Origin of the sequence: Streptomyces sp. AA1529, from assembly GCF_000280905.1 — a bacterium.
Lineage (GTDB): Bacteria > Actinomycetota > Actinomycetes > Streptomycetales > Streptomycetaceae > Streptomyces.
Map to the genome: position 1 here is coordinate 63406 of NZ_ALAP01000038.1, position 26960 is coordinate 90365.

21 protein-coding genes are annotated in these 26960 nt (G+C 71.5%); 10 read left to right on the plus strand and 11 right to left on the minus strand.

All coding sequences use genetic code 11. The features are described 5' to 3' along the window. Positions 1 to 351: 351 nt before the first annotated feature. Positions 352 to 993, minus strand: a complete 642-nt coding sequence (locus A949_RS0111665) for a uridine kinase family protein (RefSeq protein WP_019356191.1) — start codon at positions 991 to 993, stop codon at positions 352 to 354. Between the two features lie 253 nt (positions 994 to 1246). Here A949_RS0111665 and A949_RS0111670 point away from each other — a divergent pair, with 253 nt between their 5' ends. Further along, on the plus strand, positions 1247 to 2656 hold the full coding sequence (locus A949_RS0111670) for a peptidase C39 family protein (RefSeq protein WP_019356192.1): 1410 nt from the start codon (positions 1247 to 1249) through the stop codon (positions 2654 to 2656). A 231-nt stretch (positions 2657 to 2887) separates the two neighbouring features. Here the strand turns inward: A949_RS0111670 and A949_RS0111675 are convergent, their stop codons facing one another. Next, complete coding sequence (locus A949_RS0111675; RefSeq protein WP_019356193.1) at positions 2888 to 3280, minus strand: MerR family transcriptional regulator; 393 nt, start codon at positions 3278 to 3280, stop codon at positions 2888 to 2890. A 396-nt stretch (positions 3281 to 3676) separates the two neighbouring features. On the opposite strand from A949_RS0111675, the gene A949_RS0111680 reads away from it, so the two are divergent. Continuing rightward, positions 3677 to 5179, plus strand: a complete 1503-nt coding sequence (locus A949_RS0111680) for a SulP family inorganic anion transporter (RefSeq protein WP_019356194.1) — start codon at positions 3677 to 3679, stop codon at positions 5177 to 5179. Positions 5180 to 5373: 194 nt separating this feature from the next. Here the strand turns inward: A949_RS0111680 and A949_RS0111685 are convergent, their stop codons facing one another. Continuing rightward, positions 5374 to 6636, minus strand: coding sequence for an MFS transporter (locus A949_RS0111685; protein WP_019356195.1), 1263 nt, complete (start codon positions 6634 to 6636; stop codon positions 5374 to 5376). A 54-nt stretch (positions 6637 to 6690) separates the two neighbouring features. Here A949_RS0111685 and A949_RS0111690 point away from each other — a divergent pair, with 54 nt between their 5' ends. The 6 genes from A949_RS0111690 (at position 6691) to A949_RS33165 (ending at position 11996) form a co-directional block, all read left to right on the plus strand. Further along, positions 6691 to 7434, plus strand: coding sequence for a helix-turn-helix transcriptional regulator (locus tag A949_RS0111690; protein WP_019356196.1), 744 nt, complete (start codon positions 6691 to 6693; stop codon positions 7432 to 7434). Between the two features lie 251 nt (positions 7435 to 7685). After that, positions 7686 to 8057, plus strand: a complete 372-nt coding sequence (locus A949_RS0111695) for a peptidase inhibitor family I36 protein (RefSeq protein WP_019356197.1) — start codon at positions 7686 to 7688, stop codon at positions 8055 to 8057. Between the two features lie 579 nt (positions 8058 to 8636). Then, entirely contained in the window at positions 8637 to 9074 is a 438-nt protein-coding gene (locus A949_RS33160; protein WP_051019466.1) for an Asp23/Gls24 family envelope stress response protein, read from the plus strand. A gap of 544 nt (positions 9075 to 9618) precedes the next feature. Then, positions 9619 to 10218 (plus strand): hypothetical protein, encoded by a 600-nt coding sequence (locus tag A949_RS0111710; RefSeq protein ID WP_019356200.1) that lies wholly within the window; start codon positions 9619 to 9621, stop codon positions 10216 to 10218. A gap of 5 nt (positions 10219 to 10223) precedes the next feature. Beyond that, positions 10224 to 11198 (plus strand): SRPBCC family protein, encoded by a 975-nt coding sequence (locus tag A949_RS0111715; protein WP_019356201.1) that lies wholly within the window; start codon positions 10224 to 10226, stop codon positions 11196 to 11198. A gap of 285 nt (positions 11199 to 11483) precedes the next feature. Next, positions 11484 to 11996, plus strand: coding sequence for a hypothetical protein (locus A949_RS33165; RefSeq protein WP_019356202.1), 513 nt, complete (start codon positions 11484 to 11486; stop codon positions 11994 to 11996). 269 nt (positions 11997 to 12265) lie between these two features. Here the strand turns inward: A949_RS33165 and A949_RS39010 are convergent, their stop codons facing one another. The 5 genes from A949_RS39010 to A949_RS39025 form a co-directional block, all read right to left on the minus strand. Then, positions 12266 to 13216 carry a hypothetical protein gene (locus tag A949_RS39010; RefSeq protein ID WP_019356203.1) on the minus strand — a complete coding sequence of 317 codons (951 nt, stop codon included), beginning with the start codon at positions 13214 to 13216 and terminating at the stop codon, positions 12266 to 12268. Between the two features lie 179 nt (positions 13217 to 13395). Next, entirely contained in the window at positions 13396 to 15117 is a 1722-nt protein-coding gene (locus tag A949_RS0111730) for a nickel/cobalt transporter (protein ID WP_019356204.1), read from the minus strand. After that, positions 15114 to 16499 (minus strand): tetratricopeptide repeat protein, encoded by a 1386-nt coding sequence (locus A949_RS39505; RefSeq protein WP_019356205.1) that lies wholly within the window; start codon positions 16497 to 16499, stop codon positions 15114 to 15116. Before A949_RS39505 ends, A949_RS0111730 begins: the two co-directional genes overlap by 4 nt. Positions 16500 to 16607: 108 nt before the next feature. Next, positions 16608 to 18245: a DUF4331 domain-containing protein gene (locus A949_RS0111740; RefSeq protein ID WP_019356206.1), complete on the minus strand. Its 1638-nt coding sequence runs from the start codon at positions 18243 to 18245 to the stop codon at positions 16608 to 16610. A gap of 1001 nt (positions 18246 to 19246) precedes the next feature. Further along, positions 19247 to 19627: a YrhK family protein gene (locus tag A949_RS39025; protein ID WP_019356207.1), complete on the minus strand. Its 381-nt coding sequence runs from the start codon at positions 19625 to 19627 to the stop codon at positions 19247 to 19249. A gap of 291 nt (positions 19628 to 19918) precedes the next feature. Between A949_RS39025 and A949_RS0111750 the strand changes: the two genes are divergently transcribed. Beyond that, on the plus strand, positions 19919 to 21076 hold the full coding sequence (locus tag A949_RS0111750) for an acyltransferase (RefSeq protein WP_026004565.1): 1158 nt from the start codon (positions 19919 to 19921) through the stop codon (positions 21074 to 21076). Positions 21077 to 21166: 90 nt separating this feature from the next. On the opposite strand, the gene A949_RS0111755 is transcribed toward A949_RS0111750, so the two are convergent. Both A949_RS0111755 and A949_RS0111760 read right to left on the minus strand, forming a co-directional pair. Then, positions 21167 to 22579, minus strand: a complete 1413-nt coding sequence (locus A949_RS0111755) for a polysialyltransferase family glycosyltransferase (protein WP_019356209.1) — start codon at positions 22577 to 22579, stop codon at positions 21167 to 21169. A gap of 3 nt (positions 22580 to 22582) precedes the next feature. Next, positions 22583 to 23548, minus strand: a complete 966-nt coding sequence (locus A949_RS0111760; protein ID WP_019356210.1) for a glycosyltransferase family 2 protein — start codon at positions 23546 to 23548, stop codon at positions 22583 to 22585. Between the two features lie 499 nt (positions 23549 to 24047). Between A949_RS0111760 and A949_RS0111765 the strand changes: the two genes are divergently transcribed. Beyond that, positions 24048 to 24503: a VOC family protein gene (locus A949_RS0111765; protein ID WP_019356211.1), complete on the plus strand. Its 456-nt coding sequence runs from the start codon at positions 24048 to 24050 to the stop codon at positions 24501 to 24503. Between the two features lie 171 nt (positions 24504 to 24674). Here the strand turns inward: A949_RS0111765 and A949_RS0111770 are convergent, their stop codons facing one another. Next, the gene (locus tag A949_RS0111770) at positions 24675 to 26756 is read right to left on the minus strand and encodes a M4 family metallopeptidase (RefSeq protein ID WP_019356212.1); all 2082 of its coding nucleotides are present in this window, start codon (positions 26754 to 26756) and stop codon (positions 24675 to 24677) included. Between the last annotated feature and the right edge of the window lie 204 nt (positions 26757 to 26960).

Consider the following 26960-nt stretch of genomic DNA (forward strand, 5'->3'; position numbering starts at 1 on the left):
GCCGGTTATCACCCGGGGTTCCCACGCTGTTCCGCATCGTACCCGTGCTCAGGGCGCTGTCGAAGGGCGGTCTACCCGGCTTCCGGGCGCGCGGAACGGCCTGTCGCGGCGGGATGCGAGGGGGGATCCGGCGCGGAAGGGTAACCGTAGAACCGATACAGAGGGTGAGAGAAATGTGAGTCTCTTGTTCCGCTTCGGGTATTCCGAGGCAGAACGAAGCCCCCGGTCACGGGGGAACAACCGGGGGCTTCGCGTCTGAAGACGGCCTGCGCAGACCGCCTGTTGGAAAACTAATCGGTCCCGCGCCGATGGTCAAGCCGCTCGGTTGCACACCGTACCGACAGCATGCCCTCAACGGCCGTCGCTTATACGGAGCGTCATATTCAGCGGCGGGCCCGGCGTCTCGCCACGCCTCTCCCGCACCTCGTACCCCGTGCGTCCCCGGCCCGTTTCGCGGACCAGGAAGTCCGCGAACGGGCGCGACGGGTCGGCCGCGAAGTGCGCGCGCTCCGCGGGGATCCACCGCGCCCAGAAGTCCCGCTGCGCCGGGCCGTCGCGGTGCCGCCCGCGCCGCCACGCGTCCGCGGCCGCCATCTCGACCCACAGCAGCGAAGCCAGCCGGGGCCGCAACGCTGCCCGTCCCGCCCCCACGCCCTCGACGAGGACGACCGGCGCGGGCGTCAGCCCGGCCTCCGCCGTGAACGCGCCCGCCACCCAGTCGTAGACCACGTAGCGTGCGCGCACCCCCCGCTCCAGCGGTTCGAGGACCTGCCGGGTCAGCCGCTCCGTCCAGTCGAACAGTCCCTCGTGGCAGGCCAGGTCGTCCAGATGCAGCACCGGCGCCCCGCCCAGCAGCTCCGCCAGCTCCCGGGCCAGGGTCGTCTTGCCCGACCCGGCATGCCCGTCCACACCGACCAGCCGCACCGGCCCGCACGAGGCGGGCAGCGCGGCGAGCCGGCCGGCGAGCGCGTCGAGCGGGAGCGGAGCAGGCATCCTCCCAGCGTACGTCCCGGTTCACACAGCTGTGCGGAACGCGCCCGCGCCTGACGGGCGGCCACGGTGTGTCACTGGTCTCGGCCAATGACGGCGGCATGCCGAGCGGCCGAAGCCCTGGCACGCGCCCCGCCGAGCCGCGATAGTTGGCTTCCGGGTACGGCCCGGACCGGACCGCAGGGCAGGACCGCGTACGACGCCGAGCACCACCGTGAGGCACCACCGCACCGACCCACGACTGGGGGCACTTCGCATGACCAGCAGATCCGCCAACCGCCGTACCGTCCTGGCCGCCGCCGTCGCCGTGGCCGCCTCGGCGGGCGCGGTCCCCACCGCTCTGGCAGCCGACGCCCGGACGAGTGGAACCACCGGCGCGCCGCACCCCGGCCGCCCGCCCCGGCCGGGCCGACCCGGGAAGGCGGGACAGGTGGAGTTCCACGACTGGGCCGCCCGGCGCGACTGGGCCGCGGGCGCCGCCGACGGCACCCGGGTGCGGTCGGGCAGGCGCCCCGGCATCGTGCTCGGGGACCCCGCGGGCACCACCTCCTACACCGATCCGCACACCGGCAGGAAGGCCGACTGGGAGTACGCCACCTGGACCTCGCCGCGCCACACCTGCGCCGTCCCCGCGAGCGAGGCCATCGCCTCCTGGAACGCCCACACCCCCGAGGGCACCTGGATCCGCGTCGAGCTGCGCGGCAGCTACTCCGACGGCGGGCACACGCCCTGGTACACCATGGGCATCTGGACCTCGGGCGACGGCGACGACGTACCGCGCCGCACCTCGGTCGGCAGCCAGAAGGACGGCAAGAGCACCATCTACACCGACACCTTCGCCGTGGACGACCCCGCCACCGGGCTCCGCCTGACGTCCTACCGGCTCCGCCTGACCCTCTACCGGGCCCCGGGCAGCCGCGCCACCCCCACCGTCTGGCGGGCCGGCGCGATGTGCTCCGACGTGCCCGACCGCTTCGAGGTCCCCGCCTCCGAGCCGGGCCTCGGCAGGGCCGTCGAGCTGAAGGTGCCGCGCTACTCGCAGGAGATCCACAAGGGCCAGTACCCCGAGTACGACAACGGGGGAGAGGCGTGGTGCAGCCCCACCTCCTCGCAGATGATCATCGAGTACTGGGGCCGCGAACCCAGCGCCGAGGACCTGGCCTGGGTCAACCCCGACTACGCCGACCCGCAGGTCTGCCACGCCGCCCGGTACACCTTCGACTACCGGTACGAAGGCTGCGGCAACTGGCCCTTCAACGGCGCCTACGCCAGTACCTACCGGGACATGAACGCGGTCGTCACCCGCATGAACTCGCTGAACGAGGCCGAGGAACTCGTCGCGGCGGGCATCCCGCTGATCACCTCCCAGTCCTTCCTCGAGTCCGAACTGGACGGCGCCGGATACGGCACCTCGGGCCACCTGATGACCGTCATCGGCTTCACCGCCTCCGGCGACGTCATCGCCAACGACCCCAACTCACCGGACGACCCCTCGGTCCGGCACGTCTACCAGCGGCGGCAGTTCGAGAACATCTGGCTGCGGACCAAGCGCAAGAACGCCGACGGCAAGGTCGTCGGCGGCACCGGCGGCATCTGCTACCTCTACTTCCCGACGAAGCTGACCGGCGCCCAGCGGCGGGTGCTGCGCAAGCACGGAGTGTGCTGAGCCGGTCGGGCAGGTGGTCGGCGTACACCACGGCCACCGCCTGACGGCAGCGCGTTGCCGTCAGGCGGTGGCCCGCTCGCGCCGCAGAGCCGGCGGCGTGCACGGGGGCACGTGCCACCGACGCGTCCGGCGCCGAAGCCCTCAACCGCCCCCGCCCGGCCCGGGAGAGGCGCTGACCCGCAGCCGGGGCCCCGGCCGGACCAGCCCGCCGTGCCCGCTCACCCTGCGGCTCTACGAACCCAGGCGGCGCAGGGTGGAGGCGAATTCCTCGGCCATCTCCAGGCGGGCGCGCAGCGTCTCGCAGCGTGCGTCAGCCATCTTGTGGTACGCGTCGAGCCGTTCGCGGAGCCGCTCGCGCTCCTCGTCGGCGGGTGGGTCGTCCGTGGCGGCGAACCGGTCGGTGATCTCCAGCAGGTCCCGCATCTCTTCCAGGGAGAAGTCCAGCGGTTTCATCCGGCGGATGACCATCAGGCGCTCGACATCTGCCTCGGTGTAGAGCCGGAACCCGCCCTTGCTGCGGGCGGAGGGGATGACGAGGCCGACTTCCTCGTAGTGGCGGATGGTGCGCAGCGACAAACCGGTCCGTTCGGCGACCTCACCGATCTGCATCTGCCGCTCACTCATGGCCGCGTCTTCTCCTTCTGTCATTCGCTGTTTTCGAAGACGGGGCGACTTCGCGTGTGCGTGAGATGAATCACAGGATCTTGAGGGGGTTCCACCTGCAATTCACAGCCCACGGGTCGCACTCTGCCCTCACGTCAGAGTAGAGTTTCGAGGTGTTCGCCTCCGCCGTCCCGTACACGGTAAGAGGTGATCTCGCCGTAGCGAAGGCCCCGGCGGGGGCCCGGCGGCGCCCGAGTCTTCCGGGCAATGATGCCCGATCGGCAACCGCGCGGTTGCCGCCCCGGTCCGGCGACCCCGCCGAGGCGGCCGGGCCGCCGGGGGATCCCACTCCTTGCGGAGCCAGAACGACGCGCGTGCGTCCACGGCCTGGACGCACGCCTGAACAGAAACGGTTGCATGTCCTCACCGCTGCCCGCAGCTGCCAAGCTGCGCCTGTCCAAGCCGGAATGGCTCGCCTCGCCCAAGGTGCTGCGCACCGAGGTGCTGGCCGGTCTGGTGGTGGCCCTCGCGCTGATCCCCGAGGCGATCTCCTTCTCGATCATCGCCGGCGTCGACCCGAAGGTCGGCCTGTATGCCGCCTGTGTCATGGCCGTGGTCATTTCCTTCGTCGGCGGCCGCAAGGCGATGATCTCGGCCGCCACCGGCGCCGTCGCCCTTGTCGTCGCACCGCTGAACCACGAGTACGGGCTGGGCTACCTGATCGCCGCCGTCATCCTCGGCGGTGTCTTCCAGGTGATCCTCGGGGCTCTCGGCGTCGCCAAGCTGATGCGGTTCGTCCCCCGCAGCGTGATGGTGGGCTTCGTCAATGCCCTGGCCATCATGATCTTCATGGCCCAGGTGCCGGAGATGACGCACGTGCCATGGCCCGTCTACCCGCTGATCGCGGCCGGACTGCTGCTGATGGTCCTCTTCCCGAAGCTCACCAGGACGGTGCCCGCACCGCTTGTGTCCATCATCATCCTCACGGTGATCACCCTTGCCGCGGGTATCGCCGTCCCCACGGTCGGCGACAAGGGCAAGCTGCCCGGCTCCCTTCCCGTCCCCGGCCTGCCCGATGTGCCCCTCACCCTGCACACGCTCACCGTCGTCGCCCCCTACGCCCTCGCGCTCGCGCTGGTCGGGCTCATGGAGTCCCTGATGACGGCCAAGCTGGTCGACGACATCACCGACACCCACTCCAACAAGACCCGCGAGTCGGTGGGCCAGGGCGTCGCCAACATCGTCACGGGCTTCTTCGGCGGGATGGGCGGCTGCGCCATGATCGGCCAGACCATGATCAACGTGAAGACGTCCGGCGCGCGCACCCGCCTGTCCACCTTCCTGGCCGGGGCCTTCCTGCTCGTGCTGTGCATCGCCTTCGGTCCCGTGGTCTCCGACATCCCGATGGCAGCGCTCGTCGCGGTCATGGTCCTGGTGGCCGTCGGCACCTTCGACTGGCACTCGATCCAGCCCAAGACCCTCAGGCGCATGCCGGCCGGCGAGATCGCGGTCATGGCCATCACGGTCATCGTGGTCGTCGCCACCGGGAACCTCGCCATCGGCGTCGTCGTCGGCTCGGTCACCGCCATGGTGATCTTCGCCAAGCGGGTCGCCCACCTCGCCGAAGTCACCGGCGTCGTCGACCCCGAGGGCACGCAGGTCGTCTACGCCGTCACCGGCGAGCTGTTCTTCGCCTCCTCCAACGACCTCGTCTACCAGTTCGACTACAAGGACGACCCGGACGACGTCGTCATCGACCTGTCCGACGCACACATCTGGGACGCCTCCTCCGTCGCCGCTCTCGACGCCGTGGAGACCAAGTACGCCGAGCGCGGCAAGCAGGTCACGATCATCGGCCTGAACGAGCCGAGCGCCACCATGCACGAGCAGCTTGCCGGGCAGCTGAACGGCAGTCACTGACCAGCCGCCCGCCCGGCGTCCACCACGGAGTTCGCTGTCACTTTCGACGGGGAGAACGCCGTCGTCGCCCAGGCACTGGTCCGGCCGACGCGGTCGTAGAGACCCTGAGAGCCCCGCCCGCCGTCGCTGAGCGCGGCCGGGGCAGCTCAGGTGCGCTCCTCCGCGGCGCCCCTGCCGAACGGGAGCGGCTCGGCTCAGCTCAGGCCGGACCGCCGACCGGGCTCCGCCTCCGCCGCGCCCGCCTCCGCCGCGCCCGCCTCCCTCGCGCCCGGCCCCGCCTCCGTGGCGTCCGGGTCCCCGGGCGGTCCGGATGCCGGGAGCGGTGCGTCCGGTTCCGGCAGTGTGCGGAACAGCAGCCAGCACAGCACCGGCATCAGGACGAGCGGGGACAGTGCGGTCCGCAGTGAAGTCGCGTCGGCGAGGGCGCCCAGCGGGGGACCGGCCAGGCCGCCGACGCTGACGGCGAGTCCGAGCGTGATCCCGCCCGCGGTGCCGACCCGCGAGGGCAGGTAGTCCTGGCCCAGGGTGACCTGCAGCGAGAAGGGCACGTAGAGACCGACCGACGTGAGCGCCACGCACAGGTACAGGGCCGGACCCGGCACCACCAGCACACCCGCGACCGCGCCCGTCGCGAGGAGGTAGGACCGGCGGGCGACGGTGACCCGCCCCCAGCGTCCCGCCAGGGTGCCGCCCAGCACGGAGCCGGCCGCGCCGCCGAGGTAGAGCACGAACAGGGCCGCCGTGCCCGCCGCGGACCCGCCGCCCATCCGCTGCTGCGCGTACAGGGAGAGGAAGGTGCTCAGTCCCACGAAGACGATCGAGCGGCACACCACGGCCAGCGACAGCCGCACGAACGCGGCCCTGTCGTCGCCTCCGTCCGTCCGCGCCGCGGAGACCCCGGCAGTGTGCCGTCGTCCCAGCGCGCGCAGCACCGGCAGGCACAGCACGCTCCCGGCGAGCGCGGGCAGCACCAGCAGCGGAGTCAGGCGCAGTCCGCCGGCGCCCACCACCGCGCCGGCCAGCAGCGGGGCGAGGGCGAAGCCGAGGTTGCCGCCCGTGGAGAACCACCCCATGGCGCTGTGGCTGCCGCGGGACGCGATCCGGGCGATCCGGGCGGACTCGGGATGATAGGCGGCCACACCGATCCCGGAGACGGCCACGAACAGCACGGTCGCACCGTAGGAGCCGCTGGTTCCGCTCAGCGCGATGCCCGCGCCGCCCACCAGTGTGCTGACGGGCAGGAGCCACGGCATCGACCAGCGGTCGGTCAGGGCGCCGAACGCCGGCTGCACCACCGAGGACAGCAGGGAGGCGGCCAGCACCAGGCCGGAGACGGTGGCGTAGCCGTAGGCGCGCTCGGCGACGAAGAACGGGACCAGGGACGCGACAGCCCCCTGGTAGACGTCGACGCAGGCGTGCCCGACGGACAGCAGAGTGATCGAGAGGTTTCTTCGCACAGCGCCATGCTCCGGGTCGGCGCGGCTGTCGGACTTCCGATAATCTGCCGAACAATGACGGAGACCCGCCATACACCGATCGCTCCGACGCACACCCGGCGACTCGCCTCCGGTGGCGCGATCGACCCGCACCGGCACGACGACCACCAGATCGTCTACGCCGGGCGCGGGGTGCTGCTCGTCACGACCGGCTCCGGCTCCTGGGTCGCCCCGGGGAACCGGGCCATCTGGGTGCCGGCCGGCACGGTGCACGCCCACGAGGCCCGGGGGGAGCTCGATCTGCACCTGGTGGGGCTGCCCGCGACCGACAACCCGCTCCACCTGGACGCCCCCACGGTGCTCGCCGTGGGCCCGCTGCTGCGTGAGCTGATCATCGCCTACACCCGCGCACCCGACGACGAGAGCCCCGAACGCGCCCGGCTCCGCGCGGTGCTGCTCGACCAGTTGCGCGCCTCCCCGCAACAGCCGCTGCATCTGCCGGCCCCGTCCGCACCCGCACTGCGCGCACTGTGCGGGATCCTGCGCGCCGATCCGGCCGACGACCGCACCCTCGCCGAACTCGGCCGCCAGGTCGGCGCGAGCGAGCGCACCCTCTCCCGGCTGTTCCGCGGCGACCTCGGCATGACCTTCCCGCAGTGGCGCACCCAACTGCGGCTCCAACAGGCCCTGGTCCTGCTGGCCGAGAAGGAGCCGGTCACCGCGGTGGCCCACCGCTGCGGCTGGTCGTCGACCAGCGCGTTCATCGACGTCTTCCGGCGCACCTTCGGGCACACCCCGGGCTCCCACCCGGCGGACTGACGGCCCCGGACGCCTGCCCGGGGGCGACGCAAGGAAGCGGTTCGGACCCGGCGCGGAAGCACAACCCCGGAGAGCTGCCGAGTGTCCAACTGAGGGGCCGACGGGCCCTGACGAGTGTTCGGCTCTGCCCCGCGGAGGCTGCTGCGCGCCGCGTGTACCGAGGGGAAGGGACGAACCATGGTGACCGGGTATCGACCGCACAGCGCCACCGACCGGCGCGCACTCCCGAATCAGTCCCGGAAGGACATCCGATGCGCAAGTCGACCGTCGCAGCTCTCACCGCCTCCGGCGCGTTAGCCGGCATCATCGGCCTGGCGCCCACCGCCTCCGCCGAGGCCAGCCCGCCCGGCTGCCCCAAGGGCTACTTCTGCGCCTGGAGCGGGCCGGACCAGACCGGTTCCCTGGTGCTCAGGACGGCGGGCAACTGGAGCGGCAGCGTCGCCTTCAGGTCCGTGTTCAACAACGGCTACGCCTACCCCGGCGCCGATCACGTCGACATGACCTACTGGTACGAAGGGACCGCCACCTCCTGCTTCCACTACAACCCCGGTCCCGGCCAGTACAAATGGACCGCCTACCGCACGCTCGTCGTCCAGAAGGTCGTGTGGCGCGGCGAGTGCTGAGTGCGAGGTAGGACGCCACCGACTGCCGCGTGACGCCTCCTCACGGTGGGGGAGCGGCTCCGCATGGCCTGCGTCCCCGTCGTCGAACCGCGCCGGCACGGCACACCCCGGCGCCCGGGCCGTCCCGCAACGTCCGTGCGGGACGGCCCGGTGCTGTGCGCGGACGAACCCGCTGGCGGCCTTCTGATGTTCCGTCCCTGCGGTGCGCCGACGAGGAGCGCGGCGCATCCCCCTCGACGGCAACTTCCACCCGGGCGTACGCACGCATGGGGTGGGCTCTGTGCACCCGCGGTTGCGTTGTGTACATGTCCGACGACGGGGCCGGACGGCTCGGCAGGGGAGAGGCGGCCGCGTTTCCGGTGGCTGGCCTGCCCAGGAGAGGCGCGGATCAGCCGAGACGGCACCGGCGAGGTATCACTGCAGTTCGGCGGAGTCTTTTCGGGTGGAGACGGGCTGTCGGACCTGGATTGGCGTTCATGCCGTCGCGGGCGGAAGGTGGGGAGTGTGGCCGATCAGCCGGGACGGACGCAATGCACCCGGCCGACGGGGCCCCGGCGATCCGGCCCTTGGAGGTGCATCATGGCTGACGGTATCCAGAAGGACCCGAAGGACCGGGGCACCACCACCGTCTCCGACACGGTGGTTGCGAAGACGGCCGGTATCACCGCCCGTGAAGTGTCAGGCGTCCACGCCCTCGGTGGAGCAGGGTCGCGTGCCACCGGCGCGGTGCGCCGGCGTATCGGGGGCCAGGGCAGCGCTGCTCAGCAGGGTGTGTCCGTCGAGACCGGTGAGCAGCAGGCTGCGATAGACCTGAGCGTCGTCGTGGAGTACGGCGAGCCGGTCCACCGTGTCGCCCAGCGTGTCCGGGAGCACGTGATCTCCGCGGTGGAGAAGACCACCGGTTTCGAGGTCGCGGAGGTGAACATCGTCATCCCCGATGTCGCGTTCCAGGAGGACGAGCAGGACGAAGAGGGCGGCGAGGAGAGCGGCGCGGCGGTCGGACGTTCGTTGCGTTAGACGCGGCGGAAGCGCGGATCCGGCGACGAGCCACCCTTGCCCCCTCGGCCGCGCGGGACGTGCGGGCGCCCTTTCCAGCCGGCTGTCCCGCGACCCCGGCGGACGCCTTCGGCCTGCCTCGAGTCGCGGAGGTGCGGGCCTGTGACCCCTATGCACACCACGATATGCGGCCGAGAAGGGTATATGCACACAATAGGCATATGCCTGGCCCTCAGTGTGATCGAGGTGTGAACCGGCTCCGGCAGCACCAGACGCTTCGCCGCGGGCTACGCCGTTCCGGTGGGCGCGCGTACACGCGTACGGGACCGATCGCGCGGCACATTCCGGCGCCGTCCGCAGGCCCGCCCGCCGCGGCTCAGCGTTCAGCAGAGCCGTTCCGCGAGGACGCCGGACCGGTGCGGGGGACGCAGTGCGTCCCCCGCTTCCCGGGAGAGCGGACACCCGCGGCGGTGATCCGCTTCGCCACTGGTGCAGCGCCTTTCCGAACCGTTCCGAGACCCGCGAAGGCATGGGGTACCAGCCGAACGAGCCCGAGGAATCAGCTATGGAAGACAGTTGCAAAAAGGCGGTCATCGCCGCCGTCGCCGGTGGATACCTGCTCGGCAGGACGAGGAAGGCGAAGCTCGCGCTCGTCCTCGGCTCCGTGGTTGCCGGGCGCCGGCTGGGATTCGACCCGCAGGAACTGGTGAGCAAGGGCGTACGGAAGGTCTCCGAGACTCCGCAGTTCGCGGCCCTCACCGAGCAGGTGCAGGAGGAATTGGTGGGCAGCGCGCGCACGGCCCTCAGCGCGGTCACCAACAGGCGCATCGAGTCGTTCACCGAGTCGCTCCGCGGCCGCACCGCGAGCCTGGGCGCCAAGGAGGAGGCGGACGGTGAGGAGGAGAGCGGCGAGGACGAGGAAGACCGGGACGAGGAGCCCGAGGAAGAGCCGGAGGAAGAGCCCGAGGAGCCGCGGCGCAAGCCTGCGAGGAAGGCGCCCGCCAAATCGGTCGGCGGCACCCGTCGGCCGGCGAGGAGCTCCGGCACCGACAAGCAGACGCCGTCCGCCCGGTCGAGCAGACGGAGGACGGAGAGCTCGTCCGTCAAGAAGACCGCCGGCGCATCGAACAAGAAGTCCGCCGCCCGTTCGAGCCGCAGGAGGTGAGTGGTGTGGCCGGACAGTCGGAGAAGGCGAAGCCGGAGGAGGGTGGCCCCTCTCCTCTCGACCAGCTTCGTGAACAGTTCCTGGAGTTCCTGGGGGCGATGGGCAAGCAGGCCGTCAGCAAAGTCACGGACAGGCTGGAGAGCGTGGCGGACGGAGGCGGTGGGCTCGGCAAGCTGCTGTCGGGCGGCGAGGGCGGTGGCGCCCTCGCCGGCGCCGCGGAGGCCGCGGCCAAGGGTGAGAACCCGGTCAAGGCCGTCGTCAAGGAGAAGGCCGAAGGCGCCAAGGACAAGGCGGTGGGGAAGGCCAAGGAAGCGGTCGGTATGGACGGCGGCAGCAGCGAAGCAGGCGACCTCAAGGCCATCAACATCATCGAGCACGTGGACATCGGCCGTCCGCTCCGCGTCGTCTACAACCACTTCTCGCAGTTCGAGGACTTCGGCATCTTTACCAACGGGGTCAGCAACGTGTCGGTGGACGACGAGGACGAGACCACTACCGACTGGAAGGTCCGCGTCTGGCCGTCCACCCGCAGTTGGAAGGCCACCACCCTGGAGATGGTGCCGGACGAGCGGATCGTGTGGACATCTGAGGGATCCAAGGGAACCACCAGCGGTGCGGTCAGTTTCCACCGCCTCGACGAGAATCTGACGCGCGTCACGGTGGTCGTGGAGTACTACCCTTCCGGCTTCTTCGAGAAGCTCGGCAACATCTGGCGGGCTCAGGGCCGCCGCCTTCGGCTCGACCTCAAGCACTTCCAGCGCTATGTCACCCTTCAGGCCGAAGAAGTGGAGGGCTGGCGCTGCGAGATCCGCGACGGCGAGGTCGTCCGCAGTCATGACCAGGTGGTGCAGGAGGAGCAGCAGGAGCAGGACAGCGGGGACGAAGAACCGGGTGCGAACGAGGAGAGCGACGAGGACGACGGCGAGGAAGAGGATGGCGAGGAAGAGGACGGCGAGGAAGAGGACGAGGGTCGGCGGTAGGGGGCGGCCGTCCCTCTGCACGTGCTCCCCACCGTTCGCCGGAACCGGCCATCGCCGATGCCCGGCCTCCCGAGCCGGTGTGGCGCTGCAGGGGCCGGAGGCGCGGGTCCACGATCCGGGGCCGCCCTGTCGGTTGCCGGTGTCGGTTGCCGGCTCCGCCTCGCGACCCGGCCGGGGGCCCGCGGCAGCAGGCGGCCGGTCACCACGGCTCCGAGGCGCCCCACAGGCCGGCCGTCGAAGTGTGCATGCTCCTGGAGATCCCACAACAGCCTGGGAAGGGTCACAATGCATGCCGACAAGCTGGCGATCTACCTCAACGACCATCTGGCCGGCGCGACCTTCGGTACCGGACTCGCGCGTCGGATCTCCCGCCGGGGCCGGAGCGGGGTGCACGGTGCCGAGTTGGAGCACCTCGCCGAACAGATCGCGGACGACCGGAAGTCCCTGCTGACGATCATGGGCGCTCTCGGCCTGCCCGCCCGCCGCTACAAGATCTACGGCGGCGGGGCGGCCGAGCTGTTGGAGCGCCTGAAGCCCAACGGCGTGCTGCACAGCACATCCGGGCTGAGCAGCCTCATGGAACTGGAGACGTTGAGGCTGGGGGTCGAGGGCAAGACTCTGCTCTGGCGCACCCTGCTACGGGTGGCACAGCATGAAGACGCGCTGGACGAGGACCGGATCGGTCAGCTGCTCGAGCGAGCCCTGGGACAGATCGACACCATCGAGGCCCTGCGCCTGGCCGCGGTCGAGGCGAACTTCTCCCAGGGCGTGTACCGCAACGCCACGGGCAAGCGTTGACGGCTGGCAAGAGACCGGGAGACCGGGCTCGACAGCCCACGGGCGCGGGAGCCCGCGGTCGTGGGGACTGCGGACCGCCGGGCGCTCAGACGGCACGCGGTGCGCGGTCCCCTCTACGCCGGTGGATTGTGCGACAGGCGCCGGCGCACCGCGCGGAAGACCGACGTCCGGTGCCGCGCCGCTCCCGGGCACCTCTCCGGCCCACCAGAACCTCGGGAACATCGGTCGGCCTCCACCTCGGAGGCGGCCTCGATGTCCGGGGCCGACGTTCATGGCGGCCGTTCCCGCTCCCGGCCGCGGAACGAGGACTTGCCCTTGTGCGACGTCCGCCCGGCGGATTCGTCTCTGCTCCTGGAGCCGGAGCTCTTCTTCGTGGTCCGGCTCTCGGCCCCCGATCCGCGCCCCGAGCTCCTGCCGGACTGTCCGCCCGTGGAACTCTTCAGCGCACGCCCGGCCGCCCCAGCGGTCTCGGAGGCCGTGCCTCCCACCTCTTCCACCGCCTCTCCGGCGCCTTCGCCGACGTCTTCCGCGGCCTTCCCGGCGCCCTTGCCGACCTCCTCGACGGCGCCGCCCGCCCCCTTGCCGACGTCCTCCACCGCTCCGCCTGCGCCCTGACCGACGTCTTCTACCGCCTTGCTCGCGCCCTTGCCCACATCCTCGACGGCTTCGCCGGCCCCTTCTCCCAGCTCGCCGACCGCCTTCCCGGCGCCGCTGCCCAGGCTCTCCGCCGCGGAGCCGACACCGGAGGTGATCTGCTCCAGGATCTGGGGGTTGCGGTCGATGGTGGACAGCACCCTGCCCACGATCGCCGCGACGTTGTCGAGCCGAACCTTGAGCAGGGCCTGGGCCTCCACGCCTTTGATGTCCAGTTCGACGCGGCCGAGTGACACATCGGCGCCGACGTTGAGCTTGAGGAGGTCCAGGACTTCAGCTTGCAGCGAGACCCGGGCCTGCAGATCCTCGACCTGCAGATCGATCTCCTCGACCTGCAGTTGCGGTACGTCCAGCAGAACGTCCGGGTCGTCGGACCTGCCGGCCGACTGTGACGACGGGGATTCCGCGAGTTCGCCTTCCAGAGGCTCCTCCTCGTCCTCCTCGGCCCACTCCGCGTCAGTCGCTTCCTCGTCCTCAGGCTCGCCGTCGTCGGAGGAGACGTCACGCTCGTCCTCGCCCGTGTCCGGCTCATCCGGCTCAGCGTCGTTCTCGCCGCGCTCCCGCATGTCGCACCTCGGAGTGTCTACGCTGTATCCACTCATTTCACCCTAGAGGGGGCGAACGGATTCCGCGCCCGGGACATCCGTCTGCCGCCCGGCGGGCATGGCGCGGGCGCTGAAGAACCTTCCCGGGCGCACGATGGGCCTCGAGCAGGAACCGCTTCGCGTACCACCTCTGCGCTCGTTCACGGCCCGCCGAAGAAGGCGCGGGCCGTCAGCCCGAGGCCGACAGCCACCACGAGTCCGGCCGTGAGCGCCGGGCCCCGGCGGCCGAGGCGGGTGACCACCCGGGAGGACGCCAGCCGGGAGAGGCGCTGTGAGCCGGTCAGGGCGTCGCGGAACTTCACCAGCGCGACACCTGCCGCGGTCAGGGTGAGCGCCATGCCGAGCCCGTAGCCGAGTACGAGCAGCACGCCGAAGGCGGTACGTCCCAGGGCCACGGCCCCGAGCAGTACGACGAGCGCGGAGGGGCTGGGGACGAGTCCGCCCGCGATCCCGACACCGATCAGGCCGCGCCGGGCGTGGGCGCGGGCGGGCCGGGGAGCGGCGCCGGGGCGGGCCCCGGCGTCCGTGTCGGGCTCGGTGTCCTCCGTGGCGGGGGCCAGCACGGCGACACCACCGTGTGATGTCCCCTCGGCGTACGGCTGACCCGGGTGCGGGTGTCCGGGCGTGTGCTGCCCGTGGCTGTGGGAGTGCCCGTGCCCGTGCTCGTGGCTGTGGGAGTGCGAGTGCTCATGCCCGTGCTCATGCCCGTGCCCGTGCTCATGCCCGTGCCCGTGCTCATGCCCGTGCCCGTGGCTGTGCCCGTGGAAGTGGCCGATTCCGTCGCCGCCGCTGCGCAACGCCCCTTTCAGCAGCGCCAGACCGATGCCGGTGACCAGCAGTCCGCTGGCGACTCCCAGCCACCCCAGCACCGACTCGCCCGCCAGACGGGTCGTCAGGGGAAGGGCGAAGCCGAGGACCAGGACACCGGCGGTGTGGGTGAAGGTGACTGTCGCACCGACGGTCACCGCGTCCCGCACGCTGCCGCGCCGTCCGGCCAGATACGCCGCCATGATGGTCTTCCCGTGGCCGGGCATGGCCGCGTGCGACGCGCCGAGCACCAGGGAGAGGGCCAGTGCCAGCAGTCCCACCGGCAGGGTCAGGGTGTCGGCGCCGACGAGGGAGTCGAAGAGGCCGGTGACCCGGGTCAGCGCCGCGGTCAGCGGCCCGGCGCCCGGCAGTTCGGCGGGCAGGGCGGGAGCGTCGTCCCCGGCGCCCGGTTCGGTCCGCAGCGTCGCCGAGCGCTGGTCGAGGGGGTCGGCGAGCAGGTCCGCCGGGTAGTGCCGCAGCTCGTCGGTCGCGGAGGACGTCGGCAGCGGAGACGAGGACAGCCGCACTCCGCTGCCTTCGGCGGTCATCTCGTGCCAGCCGACGCTCGTCCCCGCGAAGGAGTCGGTGACCTCGACCCGCGCGGGGGAGGAGAGGTCGGCCGGGCCGGTGAGGTCGCAGTGCAGCCGGCTGGTCCGCAGCCCGGCCTGTCCGGGACGGCGGGTGAAGGCGCTGTCGCGCACGCGCCAGTGGACTCTCCGGTCGCCGACCTGCGCGGTGACCTTCCGCGCCAGCTCGGCGCACTGCCGGCGGGCGTACCTGGTCCGTTCGGCTGCGGAGGTCCGTCCGTCGGCGTCGGCGTCGACGGCCGGCAGCTCCTGGGCCGCCGCGATCTCGGCCCGGTCGACGACGGCCGTGACGTCGATCCGGTCGGGGAAGAGCGTGAACCCGGAGTAGTGGTTGACGGTGAAGTTGCCCAGCGGATGGGCCTGCGCCGTCGGCGCGCCGCCCAGGAGCAGCAGCGCCGCCGAGGTGGCGAGGACCACCGCCCGCGCGCCGGCCTGCAGGGGAGTCCCGCGCCGCGTACGGCCGTTCATGCCTCGGCTCCGATCCTGGTGAGTGTCCGGCGTGCGGCCGGTGCGTGGAGCGGGTGGAAGTGCGGGTCGGTCCGCAGCGCCGCCCGCAGATCGGTGCGTGCGGCCGCGTGGTCCCCGAGAGCGTGGTGGATCATGCCGCGGTGGTAGAGGTAGAGGGCGCTGCGGGTCCCCAGGCGCAGGGCCTGCTCGGCGTGCGAGAGCGCCTCGCGGTCGCGGCCCGCCCGGTGCAGTGCCCAGGCGTAGGCGTCGTGACTGGCGAGGAACGGGCGGCTGTGCACCGCCCGGCGCCCGAGCCCGACCGCGCGGTCGGCGTCGCCGTGGTCGGCTTCGAAGAGCACCGCCTCGGCGTCGTCCCGGACCCCGGCCTGCTGCAGAAGCCGCTCCTGGGCCCGGTACAGGGCGTATTGCCGACGTGCCTTCCCCAGGTGTCCCCGTGCCTGCTGGAGCTCGCCCAGCGCGATCACGTAGGCCGGTTGGGGTACGTGGGCGATCGCCTGCTCGAAGTCGTCCACGGCCGCGGCCGGCCGGCCGAGTGCGGTGCGGGCCCGTGCCCGCACTTCGAGGAGGTCGGGATTGTCCGGAACACTGCGCAGTCCTGCGTTCGCCTCCCGCAACGCGGTGGAGGGCGCACCGGACCGCAGGGCCAACCCGGCCAGGTGGTAGCGCGCGAAGGCGGTGTCCCCGGGGTCTGACGCCGCCTTCAGCGCCCGGCGCATCAGGGCGCGTGCCCGGTCCGTCTCGCCGCGCAGCTCCCATGTGTAGGAGGCGCGGGCGAGCGAGGGAGTGCCGGGCTGGAGGTCGACCATCTTCTGGACGGCCTGGAAGGATTCGCGGTATCGGCCGAGTTGGGTGTACGCGTCACCCAGCACTCCCCGGGCAGCCGCGTTGGCCGGATTGGTCCGCGTCGCGCGGCGGGCCCACCGCAGTGCGTCGCGGAACTCGTGGCGGCCCGCCGCCAGCGCCCCCAGCCCCACTTCCGCGGTGAAGTTGTCCCGCGGCTGCAGGTCCAGTGATCTGCGCAGCGACTTCCCGGCTTTCGGGTAGTAGGCGGGATCGGCCGTCGTCTTGGCCTGCTGCACGTACTCCAGTCCCAGCTCGGCCCATGCCCGGGGGTTCTTCCCGGTGCGGCGGATCTGCTGCCGCAGCGCCTCGATCCGGCGCTGGGCGGTGTCCTCGGAGGAGGCGGCGGGGGCGCGTCTCCCGCCCGTGGGCGGGTCGGCCCGGTCCGGAGCGAGTCCCAGGGCGCCTGCGGCGAACAGCGCGGTTCCCAGGGCGAGGACGGCACCGGTTCTGCGCAGGTGCCGGCGCCGTGCTCGCCGCCCCGGGGCCTGCGGGGCGGGAGGGGCGCTGTCGGTGGGACGGTGCGGTGGTGCGGCGGTCACGGAACCCCCGGAGGTCGGCAGTGGCGGGGTGGGGCAGCGGGGACGGACGGCCTGCGTGTCCCGGTCGGGTACCGGATGTCCGCAGGCCGTCCGTGGTGGGCGTTCGGGTCACGCGGTGGTGCGGTGCTCCCGTCCGGACCTGCGGCGCCGGAGGCGCAGACCGCCGGCGCCCAGCAGCAGTGCGCCGAGCGCGGCGAGCCCGGCCGGGGCGGCCGCTTCCTGCGGCACGCCGAGGAAGGCCGCCCGGTCACCCCCGGCGGCGGACTGCCGTGCTCCGCCACCGGAACCGGCTTCGTTCACGCTCTTGGTGTGCGGCAGCGCCACGTAGGGGAAGGTCTTCCCGAAGGCGCGGTCGTTCGCATCCACCTGGTCGCCGTCCGCCAGCGCCTCGACCAGCTTGCCCGTCTGGGCTGCGCCTTCGACCGCCTGCAGGGAGATGTCGACCACGTCGTCCGTCAGCCTCCTGCCGTTGGGGAAGCCTGCCAGGTCGCCGCCCAGCACCCCGAGGCGGTCGGGCTTTCCGGCCGGGGCGACGCCCATGTTCAGTCGCAGCTCTTCCGCGGGGACGATCCGGTCCCGGTCGGCGTCCTTGTTGAGGCGGTGGGCGTTGAGGTCGGCCTTGATGGGACCGCACGCCTTGCAGATACCGGTCAGATAGATCTCCGCCAGGTCCTCGCGCGGGGTCTCGGGCGCGGGGACGCCGTAGACCTTCTCGATGGTCCTGGGCAGGATCGGGTCGTAGACCTTGTCGACGACCGGCTGCACGGTGCGGTCCTGGTCGGGGGAGAGGCCGTTGAAGGCGTCCTTGTACTTGCGGGGCACCACCACCTCGTTGACCAGGGGATTGCCCAGTCGGGAGACCTGGCGCCAGCGGTGGTGCCGCTTTGCCTCCCGGCCCTCGAGGACGCCGGCTCCCTTGCGGTCGGTGGTGGACCACACGCCGATGACGGGGTTGCGCTTGGCGTCGCCCTCCAGCGCCAGGTGCTTCTTGGGCACCTGCACGGCGAGCGTGTTGACGTTGTAGCCGGCCAGCGTGTCCTTGCCCCGCTCGCTCAGGTCCCCGCCGTAGAGCAGGTCGAAGACCCGGAGGTCGAGGAAGAAGGAGTCGTCGGCCTGGCCGCTGAAGGCCTTGCCGCCGCCCGGCAGCCGGCGTACGGCCTGGTCGCGGAGTTTGCCGTAGTCCGGCATCGAGGCGGGACCCACGCGGGACGGGGCCACGGGCGCATCGTGCAGCAGGGTGCGGGTGCGGCCGTCGGCGCGGGTGACGCGCAGGTCGTAGGTCTGCTTGAACAGCAGGTCCGGGTCGTCGAAGCCGGTGACGACGCCCTTGTTGTACAGGAACTGGCTGCCGGCTTCCTTGGTGCGGTTCCGGAAGGCCCAGGTGTACGTGGTGTCCGGGCGGCCGTCGCCGTCACTGTCGATCTTGATGTGGTAGCGGGCGTCCTCGGCGAACGGGTAGAAGTTCGGCCCGCCGTTCGGCTCCTCGAAGGGGATCCAGTTGGCCACCAGCGTGACGGTGTCGGGCTTGTCCGGGCTGGTGAACGCGTAGACGTCCGTGTTGTCCGCACGGGGGTCGCCCGAGATGAGCGGGGCCTCCCGGTGGCTGGACGCCGCGCTGGTGCCCGGCGCGAGTCCGGTCACGGCGGCGGCGGTCGCCAGGATCCCGACGCCTGTCGTGACCAGGGCGCGGTCGAACGCCCTTCCGTCGGGCAGGCGGAACCTGCGGGTGGATGAACGGTTTCTCATGGGGTCCTTCCGGTCGGCCGCCGGCATCGGGTCGAAGGCGTGACTGCTGCCGGCTGATCAGCCCGGTCAGTACCTCGGTCACGGCGATCCGCTGGGCGGAGAGAAGTCCGCGGAGCCGATCGGCGCATCGCCTCTCTCCTGTGCTCCGCAGGGCAAGCAGAAGTAAAGCACTGAATTTCGCAATCACTGGTAATTCGGTTCCGGTGTGTGTCCGGAAGTCTGGGGAACGGTGTCCCGCGGAGTGTGATTGTGGGCGTTGCGTACCTGTTGCGCATAGTTTGCAAGAGAATTGCGGGCAGCGAAGCATTCGCAGGTCGGCGAGGGTGTGGCGGGGGTGCGCGGCAAACTCCGGCGCTCCGCTCCGGGGGGTGCACGGCGGGCGGAGATGTCAACGGGGTGGGGCGCGATCACTGCTTTTGGGTGATGAGTGGCGGCCCGGCCCATCCGGCGTCCTCATTGCCCCGAATCGGGGGTGACGGGCAGTTCGGCCGCTCCGGGCGACGCCGCGGGGCTCCACGACTGTGACAGGAGGCGGGTGACGTGCGGGGCGTCCCGGGTGCGGCGCCGCTCGGAGCGGTCCCGTGGCGCCCGGGGAGGGGTACGGCGGTTCGAAGACCTGACGAAAATCTCGCAGAGGTGCGGTAAATGCATTGTCTTATGCAAAGTGATGGAGTTCGATATAGCTGTACTGACGATATGTGAACAAGGGATCTCGGTAGCCCTCGGTCCTGCGGCGGGCTGCGCATTTTTCGTGCGTGGAAATATGCGCTGGAAAGCGATGTGCGTGAAGTCGATCAGCGGAAAGCGGACTCTCGCATCGGGCGCGAAAACCGGCGCCCGCGGGAGGCCGCACCGCCCCGGGCCTGCGGGACAGGGGCCGCGCTCCCTCGGGAGCGGGTGACCGTGCCCGGGGCGGCGGGTGCCGACGCCCGGGCTGCCGCGCCCCTCGTTCGCCGCAGGGCACGGAGGAGCCCCGGCCCCCGTCGTCGGCGTCCCGCCGGTCAGTAGTCCTGCGAGGACGCCAGGTGCGCCGCCTCCGTGCTGCCGCCCACCCGCCGGAGGTGGACGTGCCGGCCGAGCCGGATGACCGGGCGGACGAGGAGTTCGACGCTCCCTATGAGGAAGCACCAGGTGCCCGGCACGGTCCACGCCTCGGAGAAGAACATCACGCTGCCGACGATGAACCAGACCGCGATGAGGATGTCGTTGACGATGCTCGCGGTGGCGTACCGCCGGCGGATCACCAGCTCCTCGTGGCCGAACTGCACGATCAGCGGCCGCGAGGGCGTCTCCCGGTCCGGCGGCCGGGGCGTGCCCGCGAGCCGGTGCGGGCCGGGTTCGCCGCCGTCGGCGGAGGCGGTCGTGGACGTGGACTCGGACACCTGCGGGAACCTCCTGCAACGGGACGGCCGGATGACGTCGGACACCCCGGCAACCGCGCCCTCTCGCGCCGAGGATGCCGACGGCCCTCTGCGCGCGTACCCGGCACCCCGCCGCCCGAACATGGCGACCGCCGCTGTCCGGCGGGCGCGGCACGGGCCCGGCGGAGGAGTTCCGCTGCTGTTCCCCTTGCGTACAGGTTGCGGGCCCGGGCGGCTGGCACGCTCTTGCGGGTCTGCTCGCCGGTGACCGGCGAGCTGGCACAGGAAATCCTCGTCCTCTCAAGGCTGGGCATGTCAACTGATGAAGTTTCCGCGGGCCCGGTGACTCCGCCCGCGCGTCCGGCGGTTCCTCCCGCGGAGCCGGCTGCCGGCACCGCCGTCACCGAGGCCGCCCCCGGCGGGCCGACCGCCTCCGGGCAGGCACCACCGGTGCGCCGCGAACACCGCTTCGACATCGACCTGCTGCGGGTGATCTGCGCCTGCGCGGTCATCACCGGGCACGTCGGCGGCGAGTGCATGCTGGCGGTCGGCAAGAGCGCGGAGAACGGCCGGGCCGTCTACTGGACGGGTCTCTTCCTCGACTCCGTGACCAGCTGGGCCGTTCCGATGTACTTCGCGATCGCCGGCTGGGCGGTGCTGGTGGGGGCGCCGCCGCGGAACGGCGGCACGCTGCGCAAGCGTTCGCTGCGCATGATCATCCCGGTGGGCATCTGGTCGGCGGTCTATCTGCTGTGGGGGCGGTTGCGGGACACGAACGGCGGACCGACCTCGAAGCTGGCGCTGGACGCGCTCTTCGGCACCGTCCAGCCGGCCTTCCACCTCTGGTACTTCTACGCGCACGTGCCGCTCATCCTGATCCTGGGTTTCGTGATGCTGCTCAAGGCGGGCAAGCGCCCCTGGGGCGTGGTGGCCGCACTCGTGGTGATCTCGGCGGGCCCCACGGCCTTCAGCGATCTGGCCCGGCTCACCGGCTGGGACGTGCCGCGCTTCGGCTGGCAGGTCGGCAGCTACTCACTCGTCTACGCCGTGCTCGGAGCCCTGCTGCTCAGCCTGCCCGCCACCCGGCGCAGGCACCGCGGCTGGTGGCTCGCGGGCGCTGTGGCGGCCCTGGGCCTGGTGCTCTGGTCGCAGGACCGCATCCACTTCGTGATCCCCAACGCCAGCATCTTCGTCGCCGCGCTCAGCGTCTGCGTCCTGTTCGCCGCCAACGGGGTGCGGATCCCGGAGCGGATGCGTCCGACGCTGACCAAGCTGACGGACGCCGGACTGGGGGCGTTCATGTTCCATGTGCTGCTGCTGAAGACGATCTCGCCCGCGTTCGTCTCCGCCGACCGCGGATGGCTGGGCGCGGCGGGGGCGGCGGCCGCGCTGACGGTCGTCACGGTGGTGCCGTCCTTCGGCCTGAGCCTGCTGTGGGGGCGGTTCAAGCTGCGGCGCTACCTGGGGTAGGCGGCCGCCACCGGGCGACCGCCGCCGCGGTCCGACGGAGGGAGGGCCGGTGCCGGAACAACTGTCCGGCACCGGCCCTCCCTCCGTGCGTCATCCCCGTACCGCTGCCTGTGCCGCGCGGATCCGGCGGGCGGCCCAGCGCGCCGACGGGCTGGTCCGCAGCAGCCTGGCCCGGACCGACGTACCGCCTCCCGGAAGGGCGAGCGCGGTCAGCCGGCGGCGCTTGAAGTAGCGTTCGGTGCCTTCGCCGAGGTGGTCCTCCAGCCAGGCGGCGGCCTCCTGGCGCAGCTCCGGATGGAGCTTGGCCTGCATGCAGTAGCCCACGGTCCGCACCAGCGCGCCGAGTTCGCCGGCCCGCTCGGCGACGGTCGGGGCGTCCTCCGTGCGGTCGGCCAGCTCGGGCACCGCGAAGTCGACGATCGTGACGGGAACGCGGTTGCTGTTCTGGTAGGGCGTCAGCCGCTCCAGCAGCGTCTCCGTGCCCACCCTGGCGATCGCGATGCCGTAGTAGGCGGCCGCGGTCAGCAGCGCGGTGGAGAAGCAGCCGACGACCAGGCCGGGACGGCAGCGGTCGTACACGGCCTCGGCCAGCACGGGGCCTTCCAGGACGTGCAGCCGCACTCCCGCCCGGGCGGCTTCCTGCTCCAGGACGCGGGAGTAGCGCGCCGGAGCGGTGGGATGGGGCTTGAACACCACACACGAGTGGCCCGCGGCCACCGCCCCGCGCAGCATCCGCGCGTGCAGTTCTTCCTCCTCCTCGGGCGTGAGGATGCCCAGTGCCGCCAGGTACTGCCCCAGCAGCACGGCGCTCGGGCGGTCCCGTGCGACGCGGGCCAGCTCCGGCTCCCCGGCGGCGGCCTCCCCCAGTTCGCCGAGCACCTTCAGGAACGCCTCGTCGGGCACCGCCTCGGGCACGACGGTGTGCTCCGCCAGCAGCAGCGGGCGCAGGCCGGGCACCAGGTCGAGGTGCAGCAGCCGCCGGACGCGGCAGCCCAGCCACTGGGGGAGTCGCTCCCGGGTCGGGCCGTAGCTCATCAGACCGTCGGCGTAGACGTGCACCGCACTGCCGCTGAACACGGTGGCCAGCGCTTTGGCCGGACTGACGTGGACGGATTCGACCACCAGCTCCACCGGCGCGCTGCCCAGCCCCCAGGCGTGCCGGAACATCCGCTCCCACACCGGTGCCTCGTCCCGCAGCGGGGCCCAGGTACTGGGGTGGTACGGCTGGATGGCCTCGTTCCAGTCGACGATCTCGTCGAACCGCGCCGCCAGCCGCTCGAAACCGTTCATCGCGGGGAGGCGGGTGGCCGCCTCCGGAGTGGCGGCGTTGTTGGAGATCAGGAGGATGCGGCGGGCCGCGTCCGGCTGCCCGAACTGCCCCGCGTCCACGGAGGCGGCCAGGGTCGCGGCTCCGTAGAGCGTGGAGACCTCGAAGATCTGGACGGGGCGGGCGGAGGGCTGGTCGGTGCCGCGCTGCTGCGCACTTCCACGGGGATCCGGCATCGGTCAGGCCGCCCTTCCGGTCGCGCGCATGCGCTGCAGTCTGTCGGCGCGTGCGTGGTCCATTCCCGCCAGCGTCCGGTCGAGCACGTCCTGCGGCATGTGCTGCAGCGCGGCGGCCGCCTTCTTCTTCAGCTGCCGTGCCACCGGGGCGTGGTAGCGCCGGATGTTGGCCAGATGGAAGGCGATGAGCGCGCAGTAGGTCCGCACCGCCTTGGGCAGGAAGCGGTCCCCTTCCGGATCGGCGGCCAGGTCGGCGAGGAGCGCGTCGTGGGCGGGGATGAAGTCCAGTTGCCGGGCGTCGCGGATCTGGGTGAGCGAGGTGGTCACCCCGCGCCGGTAGAACACTCCGAGCAGGCCCGTGACGGCGAACGAGCGGGCCGCCAGGTGCAGCCGCCAGGTCCACAGCCGGTCCTCGGCGGTGCGCAGGTCGGCGGCGAACCGCAGCGCGCCGTCCTCGAACAGGGTGCGGCGGTAGACGCCGGCCCAGACGAACGGGTAGTCCACCATCGTCTCCGCCTGCGGAGGAGCGATCACCTCGCGCGGGTGCAGCACCGTGTCGCGGACCGGCGCGGGCGCGCGGCGCACGACGCGCTTGGTGCCGGTGCTCTGCACGTGGTCGGTGCGCACGAAGTCGCAGTCCAACCGCTCGATGACACGGACGAGTTCGTCGAGGTGGCCGGGGCCGTACCAGTCGTCACCGTCCAGGAAGGTCAGATAGTCGCCGCGGGCCGCCTCGATCCCGGCGTTGCGGCTGCGGGCGATGCCCCGGTTCTCCTCGTGCCGGATGACGGTGGAGCCGGGGAGACGGTGCTCCCACCGGTCCAGGATCTCCGGGGTGGCGTCCGTGGAGCAGTCGTCGACCAGGATGAACTCCGTTGCCGGCCCCGCGTTGTTGGCGAGGCTCCTCAGGGTGTCTTCCGCGAATTCCTGCACATTGTGGCACGGCACGATGACGGAGAGTTTGGGCATATGTGATCCAGGAGAGAGCGTGAAGTGGGCGGGACGGTGAACTGGCAGTGAATTCCGGCGGTCGACTGTGTGAAAGAAGAATTGCTCTGGCCGCTATCCGGACCGAGCTGGCGCGAAGTGCTCGGATGTGCGGCACAAGTGGTGAGCCTACCCTCTCGGCCAGGGATTTCTGAAGGTCACCAACGGTTGCCGGCCCTCTTGTGCCGGCTGCGGACGCCCGTGTCGAAATGCTGTCCGTGCGGCCGGTGAATTCTCGGTGGCCCGCATTCTGCTCCGGTCGGAATTTCCGTCGAACAGCAGCACCCTCGCGGTCGGTGGTATTCCCCGGTGCTTTCCGCCCGCCGGGCGGTGAAGCGCCCGGGATGCCCGCATGGCCCCGGTCGCCTAGGCTCGAAGCACATGCGGACGCCCCGGCCGCCGGCCGGGTGCGCGTCGGGCCGCGGAGCCCGCCGGTGCTCTCCACCGGTGTGCGGCTGCCCCCAGCGAAGGAGCGCGTGCCATGCCCGAGAGCCGATCGAGCGGCAACGCCTTCCCCGCGCCCAGCGAGGGAATGGCGGTGACCGTCTTCCTCACCGTGCACGATGTGGCGCGCTCGCGCCGGTTCTACAGCGAGGTGCTGGGCGGCGAGGTCGTTCTGGAGGAGAACCCCTGCACCATCCGGCTCGCCAACAGCTGGGTCATCATGAACCCCGGCGGCGGGCCCACCCCCGACAAACCCGGGGTGACGCTGCGGGCCCCCGAGAGCCGCGACACGGTCTCCAGCTTCATGAACCTGCGGGTGGCCGACATCCAGGCCGTGTACGAGGAGTGGACGGCCAAGGGAGCCGAATTCCTCACCCCACCTCTCGACCGGGAGGCCGAACTGCGCTGCTATCTGCGCGATCCCGACGGCTATCTGATCGAGGTCGGTCAGGCGACCGGAATGCTGCACGGACACTTCGCCCGCCGGGACTGACGGGCCGGCACCCGCACCGTCCCCGGACCGGAGCACTCGACGGACCGGGAATCCAACGGAACGTGTACGACCACGCGCGTGTGCGCCGTGCCGGGAGCGGTGGCTCCCGGCACGGCGCACACGGTGCCGCGGCGGTCCGGCGCGCAGCACGCCGGCCGGTGCTGCGGAGGGTTACGGGAAGGTGAGCTTGAAGCTGTTGATGTATCCGGTGTCGAAGTACCCCCTGTCCCGGACCTTCAGCTTCCAGACACCGTTGGCGTTCTCGGACGAGGCGTTGACGGTGTAGGTGGTGTCGATGTTCGGCGTCGAGTCGCCGGAGGAGCTGTGCAGGCGGTACGACCTGCCGCTCGGGCCCACCAGGTCGACCTGCAGGTCACCGCTGTAGGTGTGCACGATGTTCACGCCCACCTTGAGGTTGCCGGGGGCCTTGCCGCTCAGACCGGTGGTGGTGATCTTGGAGGTCACCGCGGAGCCGGGGTAGTCCGGGATGGAGACGTCCGTGTCGTTGGTGAACGTCTTGCCGTCGCCGGGGTCGGGGTCGCCGCCGGGGCGTTCGCCGACGTTGACACCCGCCCAGGCGTCCGCCACCGACTTGTACTCGGCGCTGTCGGTGCCGTACAGGTCACCGGCCACCGCGAGGGTGCCGGCGCGTGCCCCGGCGTAGTTGGTGGTGGAGGTGAACTTGGTGGTGAGCGCCTTGTACCAGATCAGCGCGGCCTTCTCGCGGCCGATCCCGGTGACCGGGAGACCGTCGGAGGTGGGCGAGTCGTAGCTGACACCGTTGATGACCTTGGCGCCGCTGCCCTCGCTCAGCAGGTAGAACCAGTGGTTGGCGGGACCCGACGAGTAGTGCACGTCGCTGTTCCCGATACCCGAGTACCAGTAGTCCTTGGAGGCGCCGTCCCGGCTGGGCTTGTCCATGTAGCGCAGCGGGGAGCCGTCACCGTTGATGTCGATCTTCTCGCCGACGAGGTAGTCGCCCTTGTCGGTCGAGTTGGCGGCGTGGAACTCCACGGCCGTGCCGAAGATGTCCGAGGTCGCCTCGTTGAGGCCGCCGGACTCGCCGCTGTAGATCAGGCCGGCGGTGGCCGAGGTGACGCCGTGGGTCATCTCGTGTCCTGCCACGTCCAGCGAGGTCAGCGGCTTGCTGTTGCCCGAGCCGTCGCCGTACGTCATGCAGAAGCAGGAGTCGCTCCAGAACGCGTTGACGTAGCTGTTGCCGTAGTGGACCCGGGAGTAGGCGGCCTGGCCGTCACCGCGGATGCCGGAGCGGCCGTAGACCTCCTTGTAGTAGTCCCAGGTCTCCGCGGCGCCGAAGTGCGCGTCCGCACCCGCGGTGGCGGCGTTGGACGGGCTGCCGTTCCCCCAGGTGTCCGAGGACTGGGAGAAGAGGGATCCGGTGCCGGAGGTCCCGTGGTTCAGGTTGTAGGTCTTGTGGCCGCCGCGGTCGTTGTCGGTGAGCGTGTAGTTCGAGCCCGACTGCGCGGTGCTGAGATCGACCTGGCCGCTGTACTGGGTGTTGCCGATGCCGGTCTCGATGCCCTGCCACTGGCTGAGCTTCTTGCCGGTGCGCGCGTCGGTGACGACGTGCAGCTCGTTGGGCGTGCCGTCGTGCTGCAGTCCGCCGACGACCGTCTCGAAGGCGAGGGTGGGCTTGCCCTCGGCCAGCCAGACGACCTTGCGCGGTCCGCGGTCGGCGTCGGTCTTCTTCGACCCCGCGGCGTCGGCGGCCTTGAGCGCCTGCCGTTCCGCCGTGCCGGGCCGCACGCCCGCCTTGGCGGAGAGGTTCTTGAGCGCGTGCTTGGAGGCCCGGCCGACCTCCTTGGTGGCGCCCTTCGCGGTGGTCTCCACCACGAGGTCACCGCCGAGCACGGGCATTCCGCGGTACGTGCGCTCGTAGCGCGTGTGGACGGTGCCGTCGCGGTCCTTGAGCACGTCGCGGACGACCAGCTTCTCCTTGGCGCCCAGGCCGAGCTTGTCGGCGGTGGCGGCCTTCTTGCTGTCCGCCTTCCGCAGCAGCGCGTCGCGTTGGGCGGGCGAGAGCTTGACGGGCAGGGCCCCGGTGTCGGCGCCCTTGGCGGCTGCCGCCGCGCTGTCGTGGCTCTGGTCGTCGGCCGCGGCCGGACCGGTCTGGACGGCGACCGAGAGCAGGGCGGCAACGGCGCCGAGTGCGACGCCCGCCGAAGCCTTCGGCGGCAGGAGGCGTCTGTGGGAGGTGGCGGTGGTGCCTCTGTGGGAGGTTGATCTTCGCAAGACTGGCTCCTTCTGCTGGCCGCACGGTCGTGCGGCCTGGGAGACCGGGCGGCGGACGACCGTCCGGCGGATCTCGGCAGAGCAAGGCGGAGCAAACGCGAGCTGGTGGAACGGTGTTGCTGGTGCGGCCACCGGAACGACCAGCACCGCGTGTGGGGAACTACCGCTCGTCGTTCGTGCAGTGGTGCGAGCGGCCAGTCGCAG